The following is a 16,378-nucleotide window of genomic DNA, read 5'->3' as shown; positions in this document are numbered from 1 at the left end:
CGCGGCCAGCGTTTTTCCGCCCGTACCAAAATGGGACGGTGACCGTCGCCGATGTCTACCTGGAATTCGCGCAGCGCGAAGCGCGCGGTGTGTCGGACGCCTACGAACGTCTCGCCTACCACGTCGCGTCCGATGCTGATCTGCTCGACCGATTAGCCGAGCTGCCCGGGCCGAAACGCCAGCCGAACCTGCTCTTCGCGGTGGTGCGGCTGCTCGGCGGGCCGGTCACCGACGCCGCCGACTTCCGCGCCTTCGCGGTCGAGCGCTGGGACGAGATCGCCGCGCAGCTGCGGGTCCGGGCCACCCAGACCAACGAGGTCGGCCGGTGCGCGGCCCTGCTCCCGGTGCTCGCCGCCCTGCCGCAGCCGCTGGCGCTGATCGACGTCGGCGCGTCCGCCGGGCTGTGCCTGTTCGCCGACCGGTACGCCTACCGCTACGGCGCCCGGACCGTCGGCGCCGGACTGCCGCTGCTCGACTGCACCGCCACCGGGTTCACCCCGCCGAGCCGGCTGCCGCGGATCGTCTGGCGGGCCGGCCTCGACCTCAACCCCCTGGACGTGACCGATCCTGACGACGTCGCCTGGCTCGACGCGCTGATCTGGCCGGAGCACGCCCACCGCCGGGAACGGCTGCGCCAGGCCATCGAGGTGGCCCGCGCCGACCCGCCGCACCTGGTCCGCGGCGACGCGGTCACCGGCCTGCCGGCCCTGGCCGCGCAGGCACCGACCGGCGCGACCCTGGTCGTCTACCACACCTCGATGCTGTATCAGCTGCCCGATCCGCAGGCGTTCGTCGCCACCGTGCGCGGCGTCGGCGCCCGCTGGATCGCGGTCGAGGGCCCGGAGGTCGTCGACCCGGCACACCCGTTGCCCGCGCCGCCGTCGCAGGCGCTGCACAACGTGCTCACCCTGGACGGCGAACCCCTCGCCTGGGTACGCGGACACGGCCAGACGGTCACCTGGTTCGGCCGGATACCATCCGCCGATGGCTCTGCAACCCGCTGATCTCACCGGATACGTCACCCGTGACCTGGACGCCGACCTGGCCCGCTGGCTGGCCGGCGAACCCCGCGTCACGCTGCCCGCCGCCGTCGCGCTGGTGACGCCGTTCCTGTCCCTGCTGCCCGCGAGCGACGCCGCCGCGCTGGCCGGTTTCGATTCTCGGGTGCGGTCCGGGGCGCTGCCGCAGTTCCTGGACGTCTACGACTGGTCGTACGGCTTCGACTTCGCCGCCAACGACTGCGCGGTGCACAACGCCGAGCAGGTCTGGTCGCTCGGCGCGGACGGTGGCGGCAACCTGTACTGCGTGCTGCCGGACGGCGAGATCGGCATCTGGTTCCACGAGGAGGAGCTGATCGAGGACGGTACCCGCTTCGACAACCTCGACGTGTTCCTCTGGTCGGCGGTCCGCTACCGCGCGATCCAGCTCGGCGTGCTGGCGCTGGCCGACGTGCGCGACGACTTCGTCAGTCTCGGCCAGGGCGGGGTGCTGCACCCCGAACTCGGGTTGATCCATTCACTGACGTAAACCCAAATGATCGAAATCTTTCGATAGGTTGCAGCTGATTGCTCTTACCGATCGGAAGGAGTTCGACTGTGCGACGACTGCTCGTGGCCACCCTCGCCACCGCGTTGACGCTCGCCGGGACCGGCGTGGCCGCCCAGGCCGCGCCGGCACCGGGCGCGCCGGGCATCGGCGACTCGTACTACCCGGACTACGGCAACGGCGGGTACGACGTCTCCCACTACGACATCCGCCTGCGCTACACCCCGGCCACCGACAAACTGACCGGGACCACCACCATCCTGGCCGGCGCCACCCAGGACCTGAGCCGGTTCAACCTGGACTTCGTCCTGGACGTGTCGTCGATCCAGGTCAACAACCGGCCGGCCACGTTCGCCCGCCAGGGAGACCACGAGCTGGTCGTCACCCCGGCCCGGACCATCGCCGCCGGTGCCGCGATCACCATCGTGGTGCAGTACTCCGGCGTGCCGTCCAGCAAGGTCGCCGCCGGTTTCACCGCGTGGACCCGCACCCCGGACGGCGCCCTGGCCATCGGGGAACCGCAGATCGCCTGGTGGTGGTACCCGAGCAACGACCACCCGTCGGACAAGGCCACCTTCGACGTGTCGGTGTCGGTGCCGGACGGTGTCGAGGCGATCAGCAACGGCGTGCAGCCGCGCCCGCCGGTGCGCGAGACGCTCGGCTACACCCGGTGGAGCTGGCGCTCGCTCAAGCCGCAGGCCACCTACCTGACGTTCCTGACCGTCGGGCAGTACGACGTCACCACCGACACCACCGCGGACGGCTCGACGGTCTACAACGCGTACTCGCAGTTGCTCACCCCGGACTTCCGGGACGCCGCGAAGGCCAGCGTCGAACGCACCGCGGAGATCACCGACTGGGAGTCCACGGTCTTCGGGCCGTTCCCGTTCGAGGCCCGCGGCGGCGTCGTCACCTCGCCCGGCACGCTCGGTTTCGCCCTGGAGAACCAGACCCGCCCGAACTACTCGTCGGCGTTCTTCCGGCGCGGCTCGAACACCTCGGTGGTCGTGCACGAGAACGCCCACCAGTGGTTCGGCGACTCGGTCTCCGTCCGGAACTGGCAGAACATCTGGCTCAACGAGGGCTTCGCCAGCTACGCCGAGTGGCTGTGGTCGGAGAAGAACGACGAGGGCACCGCGCAGGAGATCTTCGACTACCTGTACGCCACGTACCCGGACGACGCGGCGATCTGGACGACCGCCCCGGCCGACCCGGGCACCGCCGAACTGTTCGGCGACGCCGTCTACGACCGCGGCGCGATGACCCTGCACCAGCTGCGCCTCGCGGTCGGTGACGACGACTTCTTCACGATCCTGCGCACCTGGACCGCCGAGCACAAATACGGCAACGCCACCACCGAGGAGTTCACCGCGCTGGCCGAGAAGATCTCGGGCCAGGACCTGGACGCGCTGTTCCAGGCCTGGCTCTACACCCCGTCGAAGCCGGTCCTCGCAGCGTCGCTGGCCGCACCGGTGGCACCGAAGTCCTGGGCCCAGATCAGCCAGACCCACACCCTGCTCCACGAACACTGACCGATAGTGGTCACGGCGCGCTCCCGGCTTCCGGGAGCGCGCCTTTTCCTTTTGGTACGACTACGGAGCGCCCGCCCGCCCTCCCGACCCCGGGCCACCGTGGTGCGGAGTCGGGACGTAACCCTCGGCCGCGGCGGGCAGGGCGGCCACGCAGGCCGGCGAGCACGCGTTGACCAGCAGCGGGAGCACGTCGGTGCCGACCGGGCGGGAGAGCCACACCTGGTGCAGCTCCCCGGTCAGGGGCTGGTCGCAGACGCTGCAGCTGCTGATCGCGTCGGCGCCGTGGATGGCGGGGTCCGGCTCGGTCACCACGAACGGCGGGCGCAGGGCCGGGAACGGCGGGCGGTGCTTGTAGTTGCCGTACAGCGCCCGGGTGCTGACCGCGCTGGCCCGCAACTCCCGGCAGCGGGTCAGCTCATACGGGTACCAGTGCAGCCGGCGCGACGTGTACGGCTCGAACCGGCGCAGGTTCGCCATCGCCCCGATCTCGGCCGGCAGGCGCACCAGGTTCGTACCGTAGAGCACCAGATGCCGCACCTCGGTGAGCCGCCCGATCGACGCCGGCAGCGTGACCACCTCGCGGCGTTCCGCCGGGCTGAGCTCGGTGAACGGCTGGAACACCGGCCGCCCGTCGGCCACGGCCTCGTCGATCAGCGCGAGCAGGCGCAGCCAGCCCGGCGCCGACGTGTCCTGGCGCTCCCGATGAAAGGCGACGCTCTCGTGCCGCAGGCAGTCGCAGTGGTCCCGATCGGGCACACCCGGCGCACTGGGCCCCACCGCGTCAGCAAACCGGTTGGGCCACAGCCGGGGCTCCTCGGCATCCGTCGTCACCGCGCCACTGTATCGATCACGGTCAACGGGCCCACCTCCGCGCCGCGCTTCCCGATCGGCCACTGTCGGCAGTCCCGCTCCGCGCCGTGCGTCCAGCACCGGGCCGCGCCGCCCTGCCGCAAAGCCGGCTGGTCGTCAGGGGTGTCTCGCGGCGTTCGAGACACCCCTGACGACCAGCCGGGAACCGTGACGGGCCAGCGAACACTGCGCCGGGCCGGCGCTGCCGGTCAGGGGCGGACGGCGGCCAGCTGGGTGGCCTGAGCGACCAGGGCGCCTTTCGCGTCCCAGAGCTGGGCGGTCTCGTCCATCCGGCCGCTGGTGACCTCGGCGGACTGCATGGTCATGCGCAGCGGGCCGGGGGCCGGCAGGTGGCGCAGGTAGGCGGTCAGGCTGATGGTCGGGGCCCAGCCCTGGATGCCCAGGGTCAGCGAGATCGGCGGGCTCGGGTCGAGGGCGACCAGCAGGGCCAGCGGGTCCCAGTCGGTGCCGTCGGCCAGGCGCAGCCAGCCGCTGGTCTGACCGTTCTTGGACGGGTGGCCCGCGGCGAAGCCCAGGCAGGCCGGGTCGAGGCGGTGTTCGACGACGTCGAGCAGGTGGACGGTGAAGCCGGCGCCGGGCGGGTTCGCCGGGAGCAGGAAACAGTCGTCCTCGGCGGGGATCTCCGGGGCGGGCAGGGCCGACCACCACGGGGCGGCGTCGTCGAGCAGGCCCTGGGTGACCAGGGACTCCGCGCAGGTCTCGCCGGCCTGGGTGAGCCGGGCACGGAACTGCGAGGAGCCGCGGCCGGCCCGCAGCAGCTCGACCTCGACGGCCACCTCGCCCGGCCGCGGCGCCCGCAGGAACGTCGTGGTCATCGCGATCGGGTGCGGGTGGAACCCGCCGGCCGCGTCCCGGTGCCCGGCGGTGGCCTGGGTGGCGACCGCTCGGGCGATCACGGCCATCAGGTAGCCGCCGTGCAGCTTGTCGCCGACGCCCCACTGCGGGTCCAGGTCGGCGCGGAAGCCGCCGGGGGTCTGCTGCACGGCGGTGGCCTGGGCGAAGCTCTGCATCGGGTCAGCCTAGAGCCGCTCGATGACGGTGGCGTTGGCAGTGCCGCCGGCCTCGCACATGGTCTGCAGGCCGTAGCGGCCGCCGGTGCGTTCCAGCACGCCGAGCAGGGTGGTGGCCAGCCGGGCGCCGCTCGCGCCGAGCGGATGACCGATCGCGATCGCACCGCCGTCGATGTTGACCTTGGTGGGGTCGGCGCCGGTCTCGGCCTGCCAGGCCAGCACGACCGAGGAGAACGCCTCGTTGACCTCGAACGCGTCGATGTCGGCCATGCTCAGGCCGGCGCGCTGCAGCACCTTGGCGGTGGCCGGGATGATGCCGGTCAGCATGTGGATCGGGTCGTCGCCGACCGCGACCGCGGTGTGGATGCGGGCGCGCGGGCGCCAGCCGTGCCGGGCGGCGTTCTCACTCGTGGTGATCAGCAGGGCGGCGGCGCCGTCGTTGACCGGGCTGGAGTTGCCGGCGGTGACCTTCCAGTCGATCGCGCCGAACCGCTGCTCCCAGCGGTCGTCGGCGAACGCCGGGCGCAGCCCCGCCAGCGCGGCCGGGCCGGTGTCCGGGCGCACGGTCTCGTCGGCCAGGAGAAGGAAATCGGCCCGCGGATCGAGGCCGGGCCGCTGCGACAGTGACGCACCGGAGCCGGGCAGCGGGGCGATCTGGGCCGCGAAGTGCCCGTCCCGCCAGGCTCGCGCGGCGTTCTGGTGGCTGAGCAGGGCGAACTCGTCGAGCTGGGTGCGCGACAGCCCCCACTTGCGGGCGATCAGCTCGGCGGCGACACCCTGCGGGATCAGGCCGCCCGGGTAGCGCGCCTCGATCAGTGGCCCGCCGATGTCGCGGCCCAGGGTCTGGCTGCCGATCGGCACGTGCGACATGGATTCCGCGCCGGACGCGATGACCAGGTCGTACGCTCCGGAGAGCACGCCCTGGGCGGCGAAGCTGAGCGCCTGCTGGCTGCTGCCGCACTGCCGGTCGACGGTCACGGCGGGGACCGCGTCGGGGAAACCGGCGGCGAGGGCGGCGAGCCGGGTGGTGTTGCCGGACTGCTCCCCGACCTGGCCGACGGCGCCACCGATGACGTCGTCGATCGTGGCCGGGTCGAGGCCGGGCACCCGGGCGGTCAGGGCGCGCAGCACGTGGGCGTGCAGGGTGACCGGGTGCACACCGGCGTACGCGCCGGTGGGTTTGCCCTTGGCGACCGGTGTGCGTACCGCGTCGACGATGACGGCGTCTCGCATGGTGTTCCTCCGCTCGAGTGATGACGGACCGATCGGTCCCACTCTAGCCGAGAGCCGGACCGATCGGTCCGTTAAGCTGGTCACCATGGCCCGCCCTCCCGCACCCGGCACCCGCGACACCATCCTGCGCGCCGCCAGCGGGCTGTTCTACCGGCACGGGGTGCGCGCGGTCGGGATGGCCCAGGTGATCGACGCGGCCGGGTGCGGCAAGAACCTGCTCTACCGGCACTTCCCGGCCAAGAGCGACCTGGCCGCCGCGTATCTGACCCTGGTGCGCGGCGAGCGGATGCGCGCGATCGAGGCTGCCCTGGCGAGCGCCGGCGACCCGGCGGGACAGCTGATCGCGCTGGTCACCGACGTCGCCGAGCTGGTCGGTGCGCCGGCGTACCGCGGGTGCGCGTTCCGCAACTACCTGACCGAGTTCCCCGGCGAGGACGACGAGCCGGCCCGGATCGCCCGCGCCTACCTGCGCGACACCCGCGCCCAGATCGACCGGCTGGCCGCCGCGCTGCCGCCGATCGACCCCGACCGGGTCTGGCTGATCATCGGCGGGTTGCACGGCGGTCCCGCCGACCAGGGCCCGGTCGCGGTCGCCTGGATCACCGAGATGGTCGCGGAGCGCAGGGTTCTCAGGGGTGTCTCCGCACCGCGGAGGCACCCCTGAGAACCAGCCGGCCACCGGGCGGCGCGCTGCGGGCCGGGAGTGGCCGCGGCCCCGCGGCGGCCTCACGGGCGGGACTCGGCTCGTAGCCTGCGGACGAGCGCTCCGTAGTCGTACCCAAGATGGGTTTTCATGGGCGGGCATCGATGGCACGCTGCGGTGGTGGAGGTAGCGGTCTGGGTGTGGGTGGTGACCCTCGTCGGTCTGGTCGGGTTGATGCTCGTCGACCTGTACCTGGTGGGGCGCCGCCCGCACGAGCCGTCCGTCCGGGAATGCACCTGGTGGGTGATCGGCTACATCGCGCTGGCGCTGCTGTTCGCCGCGTTCGTCGGGCTGCGCTTCGGCGGTGCGGCCGCCGGGCAGTACCTGGCCGGGTGGCTGACCGAGTACAGCCTGTCGGTCGACAACCTGTTCGTCTTCGTGATCATCATGGCGCGGTTCCGGGTCGAGCGGCGCTACCAGCAGACGGTGCTGCTCGCCGGTATCGTGCTGTCGCTGCTGCTGCGCGGCGCGTTCATCGCGCTGGGCGCGGCCGCGATCAGCCGGTTCACCTGGGTGTTCTACCTCTTCGGCGGCTTCCTGATCTACACGGCGGTCAAGGTTTTCGGCTACGACGAACAGCCGGAGTACGCCGAGAACGCGCTGGTCCGCTGGGCGCGCCGGGTGCTGCCGATGACCGGCGAGTACCACGGCGCCCGGATGCTGACCCGGGACGCGTCCGGGCGGCGCCGGCTGACCCCGCTGATCGTGGTGTTCATCGCGATCGGCACCACCGACCTGATCTTCGCGCTGGACTCGTTGCCGGCCATCTTCGGGCTCACCGACCAGCCCTACCTGATCGTCACGGCGACCGTTTTCGCCCTGATGGGCCTGCGCCAGCTGTACTTCCTGCTCGGCGGGCTGCTGGACCGGCTGGTCTACCTGTCGGCCGGGCTGAGCGTGGTGCTCGGCTTCATCGGGGTGAAACTGGTCCTGCAGGCCCTCGCGGAGAACAACCTGCCGTTCCTCAACGGCGGGCGCCCGGTCGGCTGGGCTCCGCACATCGGCATCGCGGTGTCCCTCGCGGTGATCGCCGGCACCCTCGCGGTCACCGCGGCCGCGTCCCTGATCCGGACGCGGGTCACGGACCGGTCCTACTCCGGCGGTGGGCGGTAGCCGAGCAGCACGGAGATCCGGCAGAGCCGCAGCAGGGTGTCGAGCTGCGGGTGGGCCGCGACGATCCGGACCGGGGCGCCGAGCGCGTGCAGGGCTCGCAGGCCGGCCAGGTCGCAGAACTGCACCGCGGCCAGGTCCAGCCGCACGACGCTCGCGGACTGCTCGTGCAGCGCGGCGCTGACCTGCTGATCGAACGCCGGCACCGTGCCGTGGTCCAGGTCGCCGGCCACGGTGAGTACGACGGTGTCCGGATCCGGCCGGCTGATGATGATCGTGATGCGCTGCTTGGCATGGTCCACGCCGCCGCTCCTCACCGTCAGGTTTGTGTTGTCACGTTTACCAGACGGTGGTGCTCACGGCACCCGCAGTCATGCCCCGATCGTCGATGGCAGCGGATAGCTCAGCCGCAGCCGGGTACCGGTCTCGTCGGTGGTGACGTCCACACTGGCGCAGACCTGGCGGATCAGCCACAACCCGCTGGGCTCGCCGGACCCGCCGGCCGGCCAGACCGTGCCGAGGCCCGGCCCGTGGTCGCTGATCTCGCACCACAGCCGGTCGGCGCGCCGCCACAGCAGCAGCTGGCCGTGCCCGCCGCCGTGCTGCACCACATTGGTCATCGCCTCGTGGACGGCGAGGACGAACCGGAACGTGTCCGGGCCGGGCAGTCCCCGCTCGACGCAGATCGCGTTGACCTGCCAGCGCAGCGAGGCCACGGTGTGGCGGGTGAACCAGCGGGCCACCGGCAGCGTGGGCAGGTCCTCGGCCAGGCCCGGCCGCACGTCGACCAGCGCGCCGCCGGCCAGGTCGAGCACCACGTCGCCGAGGCGCTGCTCGGCGAAGCTGTCGGCCAGGTCCAGGTCGAGGTGTTCCAGGGTGAGCAGCTCCGCGGCGGCCGCGGCGAACGCGGTCGCGGCCGGTTCGCTGTACGTCCACTCGCCGGGCGTACGGCGGTACAGGTCGACGGCGCCGTCGTGGTGCACCCCGCCGGCGTGCAACGGCACGGCGCAGACCGCGCGCACCCCGGCGTCCAACGCGGCCGGGGCGAACCGGGGCCAGCGCAGCAGCCACTGCGGGTCGTCCAGGTCGGTGGCGCGCACCGTGCCCCCGGTGGCGGCGTCGCGGCACGGCCCCTCGCCGAAGTCGAGCTGGGCGGCCTCCAGCCGGGCGCTGACCGGGTCGCTGGTGAACCGGGTCCGGGGCGCCTGCCCGCCCGACCTGGCCGACACACCGATCCCGGCGGTCTCGGCGATCAGCGCGGGACCCGCCTGGCACAGCGTGGCCAGGTCCGGACCGTACGCGCTGACCAGATCGAACACCTGGTCCAGGGCATCGCCGTCCCGGCGCTGCGTCTCAGCCATGCCTCCATGAGGCCATCACTTCGGGGGAGCACACCAGTTGATCTCTTTCGATGTTCGTTATCTGGATATACCGTGCGGGAAATGCATAGAGAAGAGGCTTGGCATGACGGCCGCACCTGAACACGCACCGGTCGAGCGGACCGAGCTCGAGCTGCGGGAGCTGACCGAGGTCCAGGACCTGATCGGCAGCCGCTACGTCGACGTCCGGCCACGACCCCTCGACACCGCCCGTGACCTGCTGTTCCAGTCGGCGACGGCGACGGCCGGGCCGCTGGTGGTCGACTCGGTGACGCTGCGCGCCGCGATCGAGTTCGACACCGACCCGATCGCCGACCCGACCGTGGTGTGCCTGTTCGACGGCCGGTACGCCGCCGGGCGCCGCGGTGACCTGCGCCGGGTCGGCAGCGGCGAGGCGGTGCTGTTCCCGCCCGGCGCGCCGGTCACCACCCGGATCGACCGGATCAAACACCACGTGGTGAAGTTTCCGGCCGCCACGATCATCGCGACTGTCGGCCGGCTCGGCGTGGAACCGGCCGCGTTCCGGTTCCACGGCACCGCCCCGGTGTCCGCGGCGATGAACCAGCACTGGCTGGCCACCGCCGCCTATCTGACCCGCGGGCTGGCCGGCCCCGAACCGCCGCTGGCGCATCCGCTGGTGCTGACCGCCGCGATCGCGACGGCCGCGGCCGCGACCGTCGCGGTGTTCCCCAACACCACGATGACGGCCGGCTACACCGCCGGTCCGGGCGCGGCCGCCCCGGCCGTGGTGCGCCGGGCGGTCGCCTACATCGACGCCCACGCCGGCGAGCCGATCACCCTGGCCGACGTGGCCACGGCCGCCGGGATCGGCGTGCGGGGCCTGCAGGCGGCGTTCGCCCGGCACCGCGACAGCAGCCCCACCGGCTACCTGCGCCGGGTCCGGATGGAACGCGCCCACCGCGACCTGCAGCACGGCGACCGGGCCCGCGGTGACACGGTCGCCGCGATCGCCCGCCGGTGGGGGTTCGCCACCCCGGGCCGGTTCGCCGCCGACTACCACCGGCTGTTCGGCCAGCCCCCCAGCCGGACCCTGCGCACCTGAGCCCTACCCGACGTGTCCCTGCCGCTCGTCACCGGTGTCGAAGAACGCGCTCAGGTAGTCGTCGGGCGCCAGGGCGCTGGTGCGCATCAGCGAGAACACCTCGGCGCCGGCGCCCGGCTCGTCGTACAGGTGGTAGGCCTGCAGCAGGCCGGTGAAGACGCAGTCGTCGAGGCCGCCGGCATAATCCGCGGCGTCCGCTTCGGCCAGGGCGATCGCCGCGACGAGATCGTCCGCGCGCCACAGGGTCACCCGTTCCTCGTACGTCGTCCTGCCCGGCCCGTCCCCGAACCCGAACGCGAAAACGGCCCGCACGCTGTACCAGTCCATCGGCCCAGCCTGCCTCACCACGCCAGCTCGGGCCCGTCCAGGGACAGGTACCGCGGCGAGCGCGGATCGGCCTCGTCGAGCAGCCGGGCCAGCCGCGCGGCGGCCTCCTCCGGCCGGGTCGCCGCGCCGGGCACCCCCATCGCCGTGGCCAGACTGCCCGGGTGCACCGCCCAGCACCGCACCCGCCCGGCGAACTCCTGCGCCAGCGCGACCGTCAGCATGTTCTGCCCGGCCTTGGCGATCCGGTACGCGTAACTGGTCCGCCGGTCCGCGAACTCCCCGGCGGCCTGCGCGGACACCGACCCCAGCCGCGACGACACGTTGACGATCAGCGGGTCCGGGACCGGCGCCGTCGCGCACGCACGCCACCACCTGCCAGCCGTCGGCGGCCAGCCGCGCGGTCAGCGCCGCCCCGAACCCGCGCCCGGCACCGGTGACCACCGCCCGGCGGGCCGGGGCCGGATCGGGCGCGCCGGTGCTGTCGTACCCGGGAATTTTCATGATCCGAGCGAACCCGGCGGCGACGCCGGGCCGCAAGCGCGGGTGCGCCGGTTCACATCGCCTGGTCGTGCTCTTCGGTGATCGGCTGGTCTGACGAATTACTGAGCTCAGCTCCCGCACGATGATGCCGAACACAGGGTGTTCGTCAGCGCAGACGTGAACGGAGATCAGGATGCCCAGCCGACGTGCCGCGCTCACCGCGGTGGCGTGACCCTGCTGGTGGCGTTGCCGATCGACCAGCCGTGACCGGGCCCGCCGGGCTCACAGGTGCCGCTGGAAGAACCGCAGCGCGGCGTCGTGTTCGTGGCCGGGCACCTCGCCGTGCCGGCCCGGGTTGGCGTGCAGCGTCTTCTGCGCGGCGCCGAACGCGTCGAACAGCGCCAGGCTCTGCCCGCGCGGCACCCGCTCGTCGTCCCACTGCACCAGGAACGCCACCGGCACGGTGATCGCCGCGGCGGCCGCCGCCAGGTTCGGCGCGCCGCCGTGGCCGAGCACCGCGGCCCGCACCCGCGGTTCGGCGGCGACGAACGGCACGCCCAGCCCGCAACCGAGCGAGATCCCCCAATAACCGACCGGTCCGGCTCCGACGTCCGCTTGCTGTCGCAGGTGGTCCAGGACCGCGCGCCATTCCGGTACGGTCCGGCCGGCCATCAGCGCCTGCGCCTCCGCGATCAGCGCGGCCCGGTCCTCACCGGCCGCGATCCGTGCCGGGAAGTCGGCCACCACCCGGTCCAGCTCCGCGTCGGCCGGCCGGTCGCCGTGGTTCGGCGCGTCGGCGCAGGCGACCGCGTAACCGCCCTCGCCGACCAGGCGCGCGGCGAGGGCGACGAGCTCGGGATCCTGCTTGTGCCGGCCACCGCCGTGTCCGAGCAGGATCAGCGGCCGGGGTCCGGTGGCGTCATCGTCGGGAGTCCACAGCACGACGGGGACGTCGCCGACGGAGAAAAGAGTGGTGCGCATGGCGGAACGGCCTTTCGGAGCATGCCCTGCGGGCGCTCCCTAGACCGTGAGTGGGAGGGAGCCCCGACCTGTCAGTGCGTTGATCGGTCTCACCTCCTCGGTCCGCGGTTGCGGCGACCCTATCAGGCCGGCATCGGCGGGTCTGCGCTACCGGCCGGTGGACTCCAGCTGGTCGAAGGCCATGGTCCACCAGGATTCCGGGTCGGTGAACGCGGACGGGTCGACACCGTGCAGGTCGGCGCGGATCGCCGCGGCCCGGACGGCACGGTCCCGGCCGCCCGGGTCGTTCTCGATCAGTTGCCCGAGCCGGTAGAGGAACTCGACGAACGCCGCGTAGGTGGCGTTGACCGGCTCGAAGTTCGGTGTCTCCAGGTCCAGCAGCACCACCGCGCCGGTCAGCGCGTCCATGCAGAACAGCATGTACGCGTCCTCGGGCGAGCTGCCGAGCACGATGTAGATCCGCGGACCGGCGTCCCCGATCTCGATCTTCAGTTTGCTGAACAATTCCAGGCCCTCGACGGTGACGTCCACGGTGAACAGGATCGGCACGTCCAGCGGGAGCGCGCCGGAGGGTGAGAACACCTCGGGGCGCAGCGGGCCGAGCACGTCGTCGAACTGCTCGACCGGGAAGTAGATCATCCCGTCGGCGCCCCAGAGCGCGGTGAGTTCCTCGTGTGTGACGCTCACGCGCCGCCCTCCTCGTCCTCGTCGCCCTCGCCGGGCACGGTGGTCAGGTCGTGCTCGTCGAGGAAACCCCACCACTCGTCGTCCTCGAAACCGACGTCGGCGTACCCGGGGCCGAAGACGTAGTAGGCCAGGAAGTACTCGAGGTTCGGCATCAGCTCCTCGAACTCCTCGCGGGCGTAGTACGGGTCGCCGCTGGTCTGCGGGAACCACCACACCGCACCGGTGTCGCGCCGCAGCAGCACCGGTTCCTCCATCAAAGTGCCGAGGAAGTACCACGCGGCCGGCGCGGCGCCCACCCCGGTGAACGCCGGCAGGTCGGCGAGCATGGCCTGCCGGTAGGCGATGTGCGCCGTCCCGGCCAGGTCGAACGCACCGGCCAGGATGCCGTCGGCGACCGCCAGCAGGTCCCGGACCGGTTCCGGCACGTCGGCCGGGATCCGGGCGTCCGGCGCGCCGGCGTCGATCTGCGCCCACGACAGGGAGGCCGGCTGGTCCGCCTCCAGGTCGGTGCGCAGCTCCTCGATGAGCTCGCGGAGATCAGGGTTCACGGCACCAGCTCTATTCGGATCGGGGTTCCATCGGGCAGGTCCTTGATCTGCTGCCAGATCTCGTTACCCATGTCCTGGTTCGTATGGGAATCCAGCAGCCTCAGGTTACTGGCGTGGTCCGCGCCGCCCAGCTGCGGATCCCACACGTGGTCGGCGTCGGTGTTGCGCAGCCGTTCCAGGAGCTTGTTCGCCATCGCCTTGCCCTCCGGGGTGGCCCGGCCCCCGTCCGGCCAGTACTTGGCCAGGATCGCGTCGCGCACCCGTTTGCGGTACGCCTTGGTGATCTCCGGGTCCTTGTCCAGCGGGTTCGCCTGCTTGAACAGCTTGCCGTCGTCGCTGAGCTTCTTGAGCGCGTTGAACTTCCGCTGGAACGGCCCCTTCTTGTACGAGGCCTTCTGCTTGATCCGCAGGGTGAACTCGGGCAGGTCGTTGTTGCGGGTCACCGCCGGTGCCGGCAGGCGTTTCTTCGGCTTCTTCGCGGCCGCCTCGACCGCGGCGCCGACGAGTTTGCCGACCTTCGGCTTCCCGGCGCCGCCGCGGGCCCTCGTCCCCTTCGGGCCGTGGCTAGGCATCGAGCAGCTCCGTGATCACCTGGTCGATCAGCAGGCTCACCAGCTCCCGGGTGATCGTCTGGAAGATCGGGATCTCGGCCAGCGACGCGCCGAAGGTGGCGACCGCGGTGGCGACGGCCTGGGCCACCTCGAACGCCAGGATCGCCAGCTGCACGATCACCTGGATCTTCAGGGCGAGCACGATCGCCCCGCAGATGATCATCCCGGTGCCGACCAGCATGGCGGCCTGCGCGTAATCCGGCAGCGAGCCCGGCCCGCTGTCCGGGTCGGCCCACCACTGCTGGAACGCCTGCAACGCCTCGCCGCTGTGCCCGGCCACGACCGCGGATGCGGCCGACCCGGCCTGCCCGACGGCCTGCCCGACCGTCCCGGCGAAGTCGATCCACGCCTGGCCCATCTCGACGAGCTTCTCCTCGTCGGCCTCCGGCCAGCTCAGACCGATCCAGCCCAGCGCGGTGACCAGCTCACCCGGCAGCTGTAGTCCCATCGCGGTCAGCCCAGCTCGTTCTGGAGACCCCGCAGCCCGGTGACGAGGTCCTCCTCTGCCGACTCGTAGTTGTCGGCCATCAGCGTCAGATCGCTGCCGGCCGACCCGATCTCCTCGGCGGCCACCGCGATGCAGTCGAGCACCCACGCCGACACGGCGGTGTACGCGATCCCGATCAGCGACCCGATGTCGTCGCCGCCCCACGGCTCGCCGTACCCCTGCATCTGGGCCTCGAACGTCTCCACCTGCCCGATGAAGTCCTGCGCCACGGTGATCACACCGTCGCCGCCGGCCCGCAGCGCCGCCGGGTCGACCGCGAATCCGCTCATCGGCCACCGCCGCGGGCCATCCGCTGCTGGGCCTCGGTCAGCGTCTGCAGGAACGCGCCGAGCCGCGGCACCGCGGTGTCGCGCACCTCCTGCAGCTGCTCGGTCAGCTGCGACAGGTCCCCGGCGGCCGGGACCGGCGCGGCGCCGGCGCGCATCGCGTCGATCGCCGCGTTCACCGCCGCGACCACGTGCTCGCCGATCTCCTGCGTGCCCAGGCGCAGCAGCCGCGGGTCCAGCGTCACCGCCGCCAGCCGCCCGTCCGCGCCGAACTCCGCGCGGACCTGCCCGTCGGCGGACTCGCCGAGGCGCTGCTGGCGCGCGGTCTCCTCGTCCTGCGGCGCCGGGCTCGCCGCGCGCAGCGCGCCGACCGTCGCGTCCAGCATGCGAGCGAACTCCCCGCTCACCGATCCATTCACCGTCATGGGCCCTCCCCGATCACCGGAGAGCATAGTCAAATCGACCAAACGGCATGGGAGCACGCGCCGGGACGTGAACCCGGCGGCCGCGGCCGCCGGGTCACCCGCTACTTCTCGGCGTCCGCCGGCACCGCCGACTTCTTCCGGCGGTGCAGCGTCACGCTCAGCACGAACACGACCACCGCGCCGACGATCAGCCCGGCGATCGCACTGGCCACCGTGTTGACCAGCCAGCCGATCACCCCGCCGAGCGCGCCGGTGGCGTCGTGCGCCGCCTCCTCCAGGTGGTGCACCGCCGCGTAGAGCGCGTGCAGGCCCAGCTCGTCCGCGCCGACCAGCAGGATGTGCCCACCGACCCACAGCATCGCCGCGGTGCCGATCACGGTCAGCCCGGTCAGCACCTTCGGCATCGCCTTGACCAGGCCACGGCCGAACTTCGCGATGCCGGTGCCGGTGCGCTCGGCCAGGCTCAGGCCCAGGTCGTCCATCTTCACGATCAGGCCGACCACACCGTAGACCAGCACCGTCATGAACAGCGCGACGACCGCCAGGATCACCAGCCGGGACAGGAACGGCTCGTCGGCGACCTCGTTCAGCGAGATCACCATGATCTCGGCGGACAGGATCAGGTCGGTGCGGATCGCGCCGGCGACCAGCGTCTTCTCGTCCGGCTGCGCCTGCTCACCGGCGCCGTGCGCGTCGTGATGGGCGAGCTTGGCCCACACCTTCTCGGTGCCCTCGTAACACAGGTACGCGCCACCGATCATCAGCAGCGGGGTGAGCAGCCACGGCACGAACTGGCTGAGCACCAGGATCACCGGCAGGATGATCAGGAACTTGTTGCGCAACGACCCCACGGCGATGCGCTTGACGATCGGCAGCTCACGCTCGGCGGCCAGACCACGGACGTACTGCGGGGTGACGGCGGTGTCGTCGATGACCACACCGGCCGCCTTGGCACCGGCTTTCGCGGCGGCGACCCCGACGTCATCGACGGACGCGGCGGCCGCACGGGCCAGGACCGCCACGTCGTCCAGCAGTGCTGCGAGTCCAGCGCTCAAGAAACTTCCTCTCACATCGGCGGGCAAACATGTGTGCGGACCATT

Annotated in this window: 21 protein-coding genes; 6 read left to right on the top strand and 15 right to left on the bottom strand. The window is 72.1% G+C overall.

The genetic code is table 11. The features are described 5' to 3' along the window. Positions 1–38: 38 nt before the first annotated feature. The 3 genes from ADL15_RS22970 (at position 39) to ADL15_RS22960 (ending at position 3,077) form a co-directional block, all read left to right on the top strand. Positions 39–1,004, top strand: a complete 966-nt coding sequence (locus ADL15_RS22970) for a DUF2332 domain-containing protein (protein WP_067694788.1) — start codon at positions 39–41, stop codon at positions 1,002–1,004. Further along, complete coding sequence (locus ADL15_RS22965) at positions 985–1,527, top strand: hypothetical protein (protein WP_067694785.1); 543 nt, start codon at positions 985–987, stop codon at positions 1,525–1,527. Before ADL15_RS22970 ends, ADL15_RS22965 begins: the two co-directional genes overlap by 20 nt. Positions 1,528–1,595: 68 nt before the next feature. Next, entirely contained in the window at positions 1,596–3,077 is a 1,482-nt protein-coding gene (locus tag ADL15_RS22960; protein ID WP_067694782.1) for a M1 family metallopeptidase, read from the top strand. A 60-nt stretch (positions 3,078–3,137) separates the two neighbouring features. Here ADL15_RS22960 and ADL15_RS22955 read toward each other — a convergent pair whose 3' ends face one another. From ADL15_RS22955 to ADL15_RS22945, 3 genes are all read right to left on the bottom strand, one after another. Beyond that, positions 3,138–3,908: a leucine-rich repeat domain-containing protein gene (locus ADL15_RS22955; protein ID WP_198170971.1), complete on the bottom strand. Its 771-nt coding sequence runs from the start codon at positions 3,906–3,908 to the stop codon at positions 3,138–3,140. A gap of 227 nt (positions 3,909–4,135) precedes the next feature. After that, positions 4,136–4,957 (bottom strand): thioesterase family protein, encoded by an 822-nt coding sequence (locus ADL15_RS22950; protein WP_067694779.1) that lies wholly within the window; start codon positions 4,955–4,957, stop codon positions 4,136–4,138. 9 nt (positions 4,958–4,966) lie between these two features. Beyond that, entirely contained in the window at positions 4,967–6,190 is a 1,224-nt protein-coding gene (locus ADL15_RS22945; protein WP_067694776.1) for a thiolase family protein, read from the bottom strand. Between the two features lie 85 nt (positions 6,191–6,275). Between ADL15_RS22945 and ADL15_RS22940 the strand changes: the two genes are divergently transcribed. Next, positions 6,276–6,854 carry a TetR/AcrR family transcriptional regulator gene (locus ADL15_RS22940; protein WP_067695343.1) on the top strand — a complete coding sequence of 193 codons (579 nt, stop codon included), beginning with the start codon at positions 6,276–6,278 and terminating at the stop codon, positions 6,852–6,854. A 129-nt stretch (positions 6,855–6,983) separates the two neighbouring features. Next, entirely contained in the window at positions 6,984–8,006 is a 1,023-nt protein-coding gene (locus ADL15_RS22935) for a TerC family protein (protein ID WP_198170970.1), read from the top strand. Here ADL15_RS22935 and ADL15_RS22930 read toward each other — a convergent pair. Then, on the bottom strand, positions 7,985–8,305 hold the full coding sequence (locus ADL15_RS22930) for an STAS domain-containing protein (protein WP_067694773.1): 321 nt from the start codon (positions 8,303–8,305) through the stop codon (positions 7,985–7,987). The two genes, ADL15_RS22935 and ADL15_RS22930, sit on opposite strands and share 22 nt — an antisense overlap. Before the next feature lie 69 nt (positions 8,306–8,374). Further along, positions 8,375–9,364 (bottom strand): ATP-binding protein, encoded by a 990-nt coding sequence (locus ADL15_RS22925; RefSeq protein ID WP_067694771.1) that lies wholly within the window; start codon positions 9,362–9,364, stop codon positions 8,375–8,377. 103 nt (positions 9,365–9,467) lie between these two features. On the opposite strand from ADL15_RS22925, the gene ADL15_RS22920 reads away from it, so the two are divergent. Next, positions 9,468–10,445 (top strand): helix-turn-helix transcriptional regulator, encoded by a 978-nt coding sequence (locus tag ADL15_RS22920; protein ID WP_067694768.1) that lies wholly within the window; start codon positions 9,468–9,470, stop codon positions 10,443–10,445. Positions 10,446–10,448: 3 nt separating this feature from the next. Here the strand turns inward: ADL15_RS22920 and ADL15_RS22915 are convergent, their stop codons facing one another. The 10 genes from ADL15_RS22915 to ADL15_RS22870 all read right to left on the bottom strand — a co-directional run bounded on the left by ADL15_RS22915 (position 10,449) and on the right by ADL15_RS22870 (position 16,333). Continuing rightward, a complete protein-coding gene (locus tag ADL15_RS22915) occupies positions 10,449–10,772 on the bottom strand; it encodes a hypothetical protein (RefSeq protein ID WP_067694765.1) in 324 nt (107 codons plus the stop codon). Positions 10,773–10,786: 14 nt separating this feature from the next. Continuing rightward, positions 10,787–11,092: a Rossmann-fold NAD(P)-binding domain-containing protein gene (locus ADL15_RS54350; protein WP_067694762.1), complete on the bottom strand. Its 306-nt coding sequence runs from the start codon at positions 11,090–11,092 to the stop codon at positions 10,787–10,789. 442 nt (positions 11,093–11,534) lie between these two features. After that, complete coding sequence (locus tag ADL15_RS22905; RefSeq protein ID WP_067694759.1) at positions 11,535–12,233, bottom strand: dienelactone hydrolase family protein; 699 nt, start codon at positions 12,231–12,233, stop codon at positions 11,535–11,537. 147 nt (positions 12,234–12,380) lie between these two features. Then, positions 12,381–12,920: an SUKH-4 family immunity protein gene (locus tag ADL15_RS22900; protein WP_067694756.1), complete on the bottom strand. Its 540-nt coding sequence runs from the start codon at positions 12,918–12,920 to the stop codon at positions 12,381–12,383. Further along, positions 12,917–13,468, bottom strand: a complete 552-nt coding sequence (locus tag ADL15_RS22895) for a hypothetical protein (RefSeq protein ID WP_067694753.1) — start codon at positions 13,466–13,468, stop codon at positions 12,917–12,919. The genes ADL15_RS22900 and ADL15_RS22895 overlap by 4 nt, the downstream gene beginning before the upstream one ends. Further along, positions 13,465–14,040: a hypothetical protein gene (locus ADL15_RS22890; protein ID WP_067694751.1), complete on the bottom strand. Its 576-nt coding sequence runs from the start codon at positions 14,038–14,040 to the stop codon at positions 13,465–13,467. Before ADL15_RS22890 ends, ADL15_RS22895 begins: the two co-directional genes overlap by 4 nt. After that, on the bottom strand, positions 14,033–14,527 hold the full coding sequence (locus ADL15_RS22885) for a WXG100-like domain-containing protein (protein WP_067694748.1): 495 nt from the start codon (positions 14,525–14,527) through the stop codon (positions 14,033–14,035). Before ADL15_RS22885 ends, ADL15_RS22890 begins: the two co-directional genes overlap by 8 nt. Positions 14,528–14,532: 5 nt before the next feature. Beyond that, complete coding sequence (locus ADL15_RS22880) at positions 14,533–14,856, bottom strand: WXG100 family type VII secretion target (protein WP_067694745.1); 324 nt, start codon at positions 14,854–14,856, stop codon at positions 14,533–14,535. After that, the gene (locus ADL15_RS22875) at positions 14,853–15,278 is read right to left on the bottom strand and encodes a YbaB/EbfC family nucleoid-associated protein (RefSeq protein WP_067694743.1); all 426 of its coding nucleotides are present in this window, start codon (positions 15,276–15,278) and stop codon (positions 14,853–14,855) included. Before ADL15_RS22875 ends, ADL15_RS22880 begins: the two co-directional genes overlap by 4 nt. A gap of 101 nt (positions 15,279–15,379) precedes the next feature. Then, positions 15,380–16,333, bottom strand: a complete 954-nt coding sequence (locus ADL15_RS22870) for a DUF808 domain-containing protein (protein WP_067694740.1) — start codon at positions 16,331–16,333, stop codon at positions 15,380–15,382. Positions 16,334–16,378: the final 45 nt, after the last annotated feature.

The organism is Actinoplanes awajinensis subsp. mycoplanecinus (genome assembly GCF_001509495.1).
In the GTDB taxonomy this organism is placed as follows: domain Bacteria; phylum Actinomycetota; class Actinomycetes; order Mycobacteriales; family Micromonosporaceae; genus Actinoplanes; species Actinoplanes palleronii.
Note: the sequence above shows the minus strand (reverse complement) of the source record. Positions and strands in the feature narration are given on the sequence as shown.

Excerpts from the sequence above, each read along its gene's own strand:
- ADL15_RS22945 (WP_067694776.1), bottom strand. The coding sequence starts at position 6,190 with ATGCGAGACGCCGTCATCGTCGACGCGGTACGCACACCGGTCGCCAAG.
- ADL15_RS22905 (WP_067694759.1), bottom strand. The coding sequence starts at position 12,233 with ATGCGCACCACTCTTTTCTCCGTCGGCGACGTCCCCGTCGTGCTGTGG.
- ADL15_RS22925 (WP_067694771.1), bottom strand. The coding sequence starts at position 9,364 with ATGGCTGAGACGCAGCGCCGGGACGGCGATGCCCTGGACCAGGTGTTC.
- ADL15_RS22935 (WP_198170970.1), top strand. The coding sequence starts at position 6,984 with ATGGGCGGGCATCGATGGCACGCTGCGGTGGTGGAGGTAGCGGTCTGG.
- ADL15_RS22950 (WP_067694779.1), bottom strand. The coding sequence starts at position 4,957 with ATGCAGAGCTTCGCCCAGGCCACCGCCGTGCAGCAGACCCCCGGCGGC.
- ADL15_RS22920 (WP_067694768.1), top strand. The coding sequence starts at position 9,468 with ATGACGGCCGCACCTGAACACGCACCGGTCGAGCGGACCGAGCTCGAG.
- ADL15_RS22880 (WP_067694745.1), bottom strand. The coding sequence starts at position 14,856 with ATGAGCGGATTCGCGGTCGACCCGGCGGCGCTGCGGGCCGGCGGCGAC.
- ADL15_RS22885 (WP_067694748.1), bottom strand. The coding sequence starts at position 14,527 with ATGGGACTACAGCTGCCGGGTGAGCTGGTCACCGCGCTGGGCTGGATC.
- ADL15_RS22915 (WP_067694765.1), bottom strand. The coding sequence starts at position 10,772 with ATGGACTGGTACAGCGTGCGGGCCGTTTTCGCGTTCGGGTTCGGGGAC.
- ADL15_RS22965 (WP_067694785.1), top strand. The coding sequence starts at position 985 with ATGGCTCTGCAACCCGCTGATCTCACCGGATACGTCACCCGTGACCTG.
- ADL15_RS22875 (WP_067694743.1), bottom strand. The coding sequence starts at position 15,278 with ATGACGGTGAATGGATCGGTGAGCGGGGAGTTCGCTCGCATGCTGGAC.
- ADL15_RS22940 (WP_067695343.1), top strand. The coding sequence starts at position 6,276 with ATGGCCCGCCCTCCCGCACCCGGCACCCGCGACACCATCCTGCGCGCC.
- ADL15_RS22890 (WP_067694751.1), bottom strand. The coding sequence starts at position 14,040 with ATGCCTAGCCACGGCCCGAAGGGGACGAGGGCCCGCGGCGGCGCCGGG.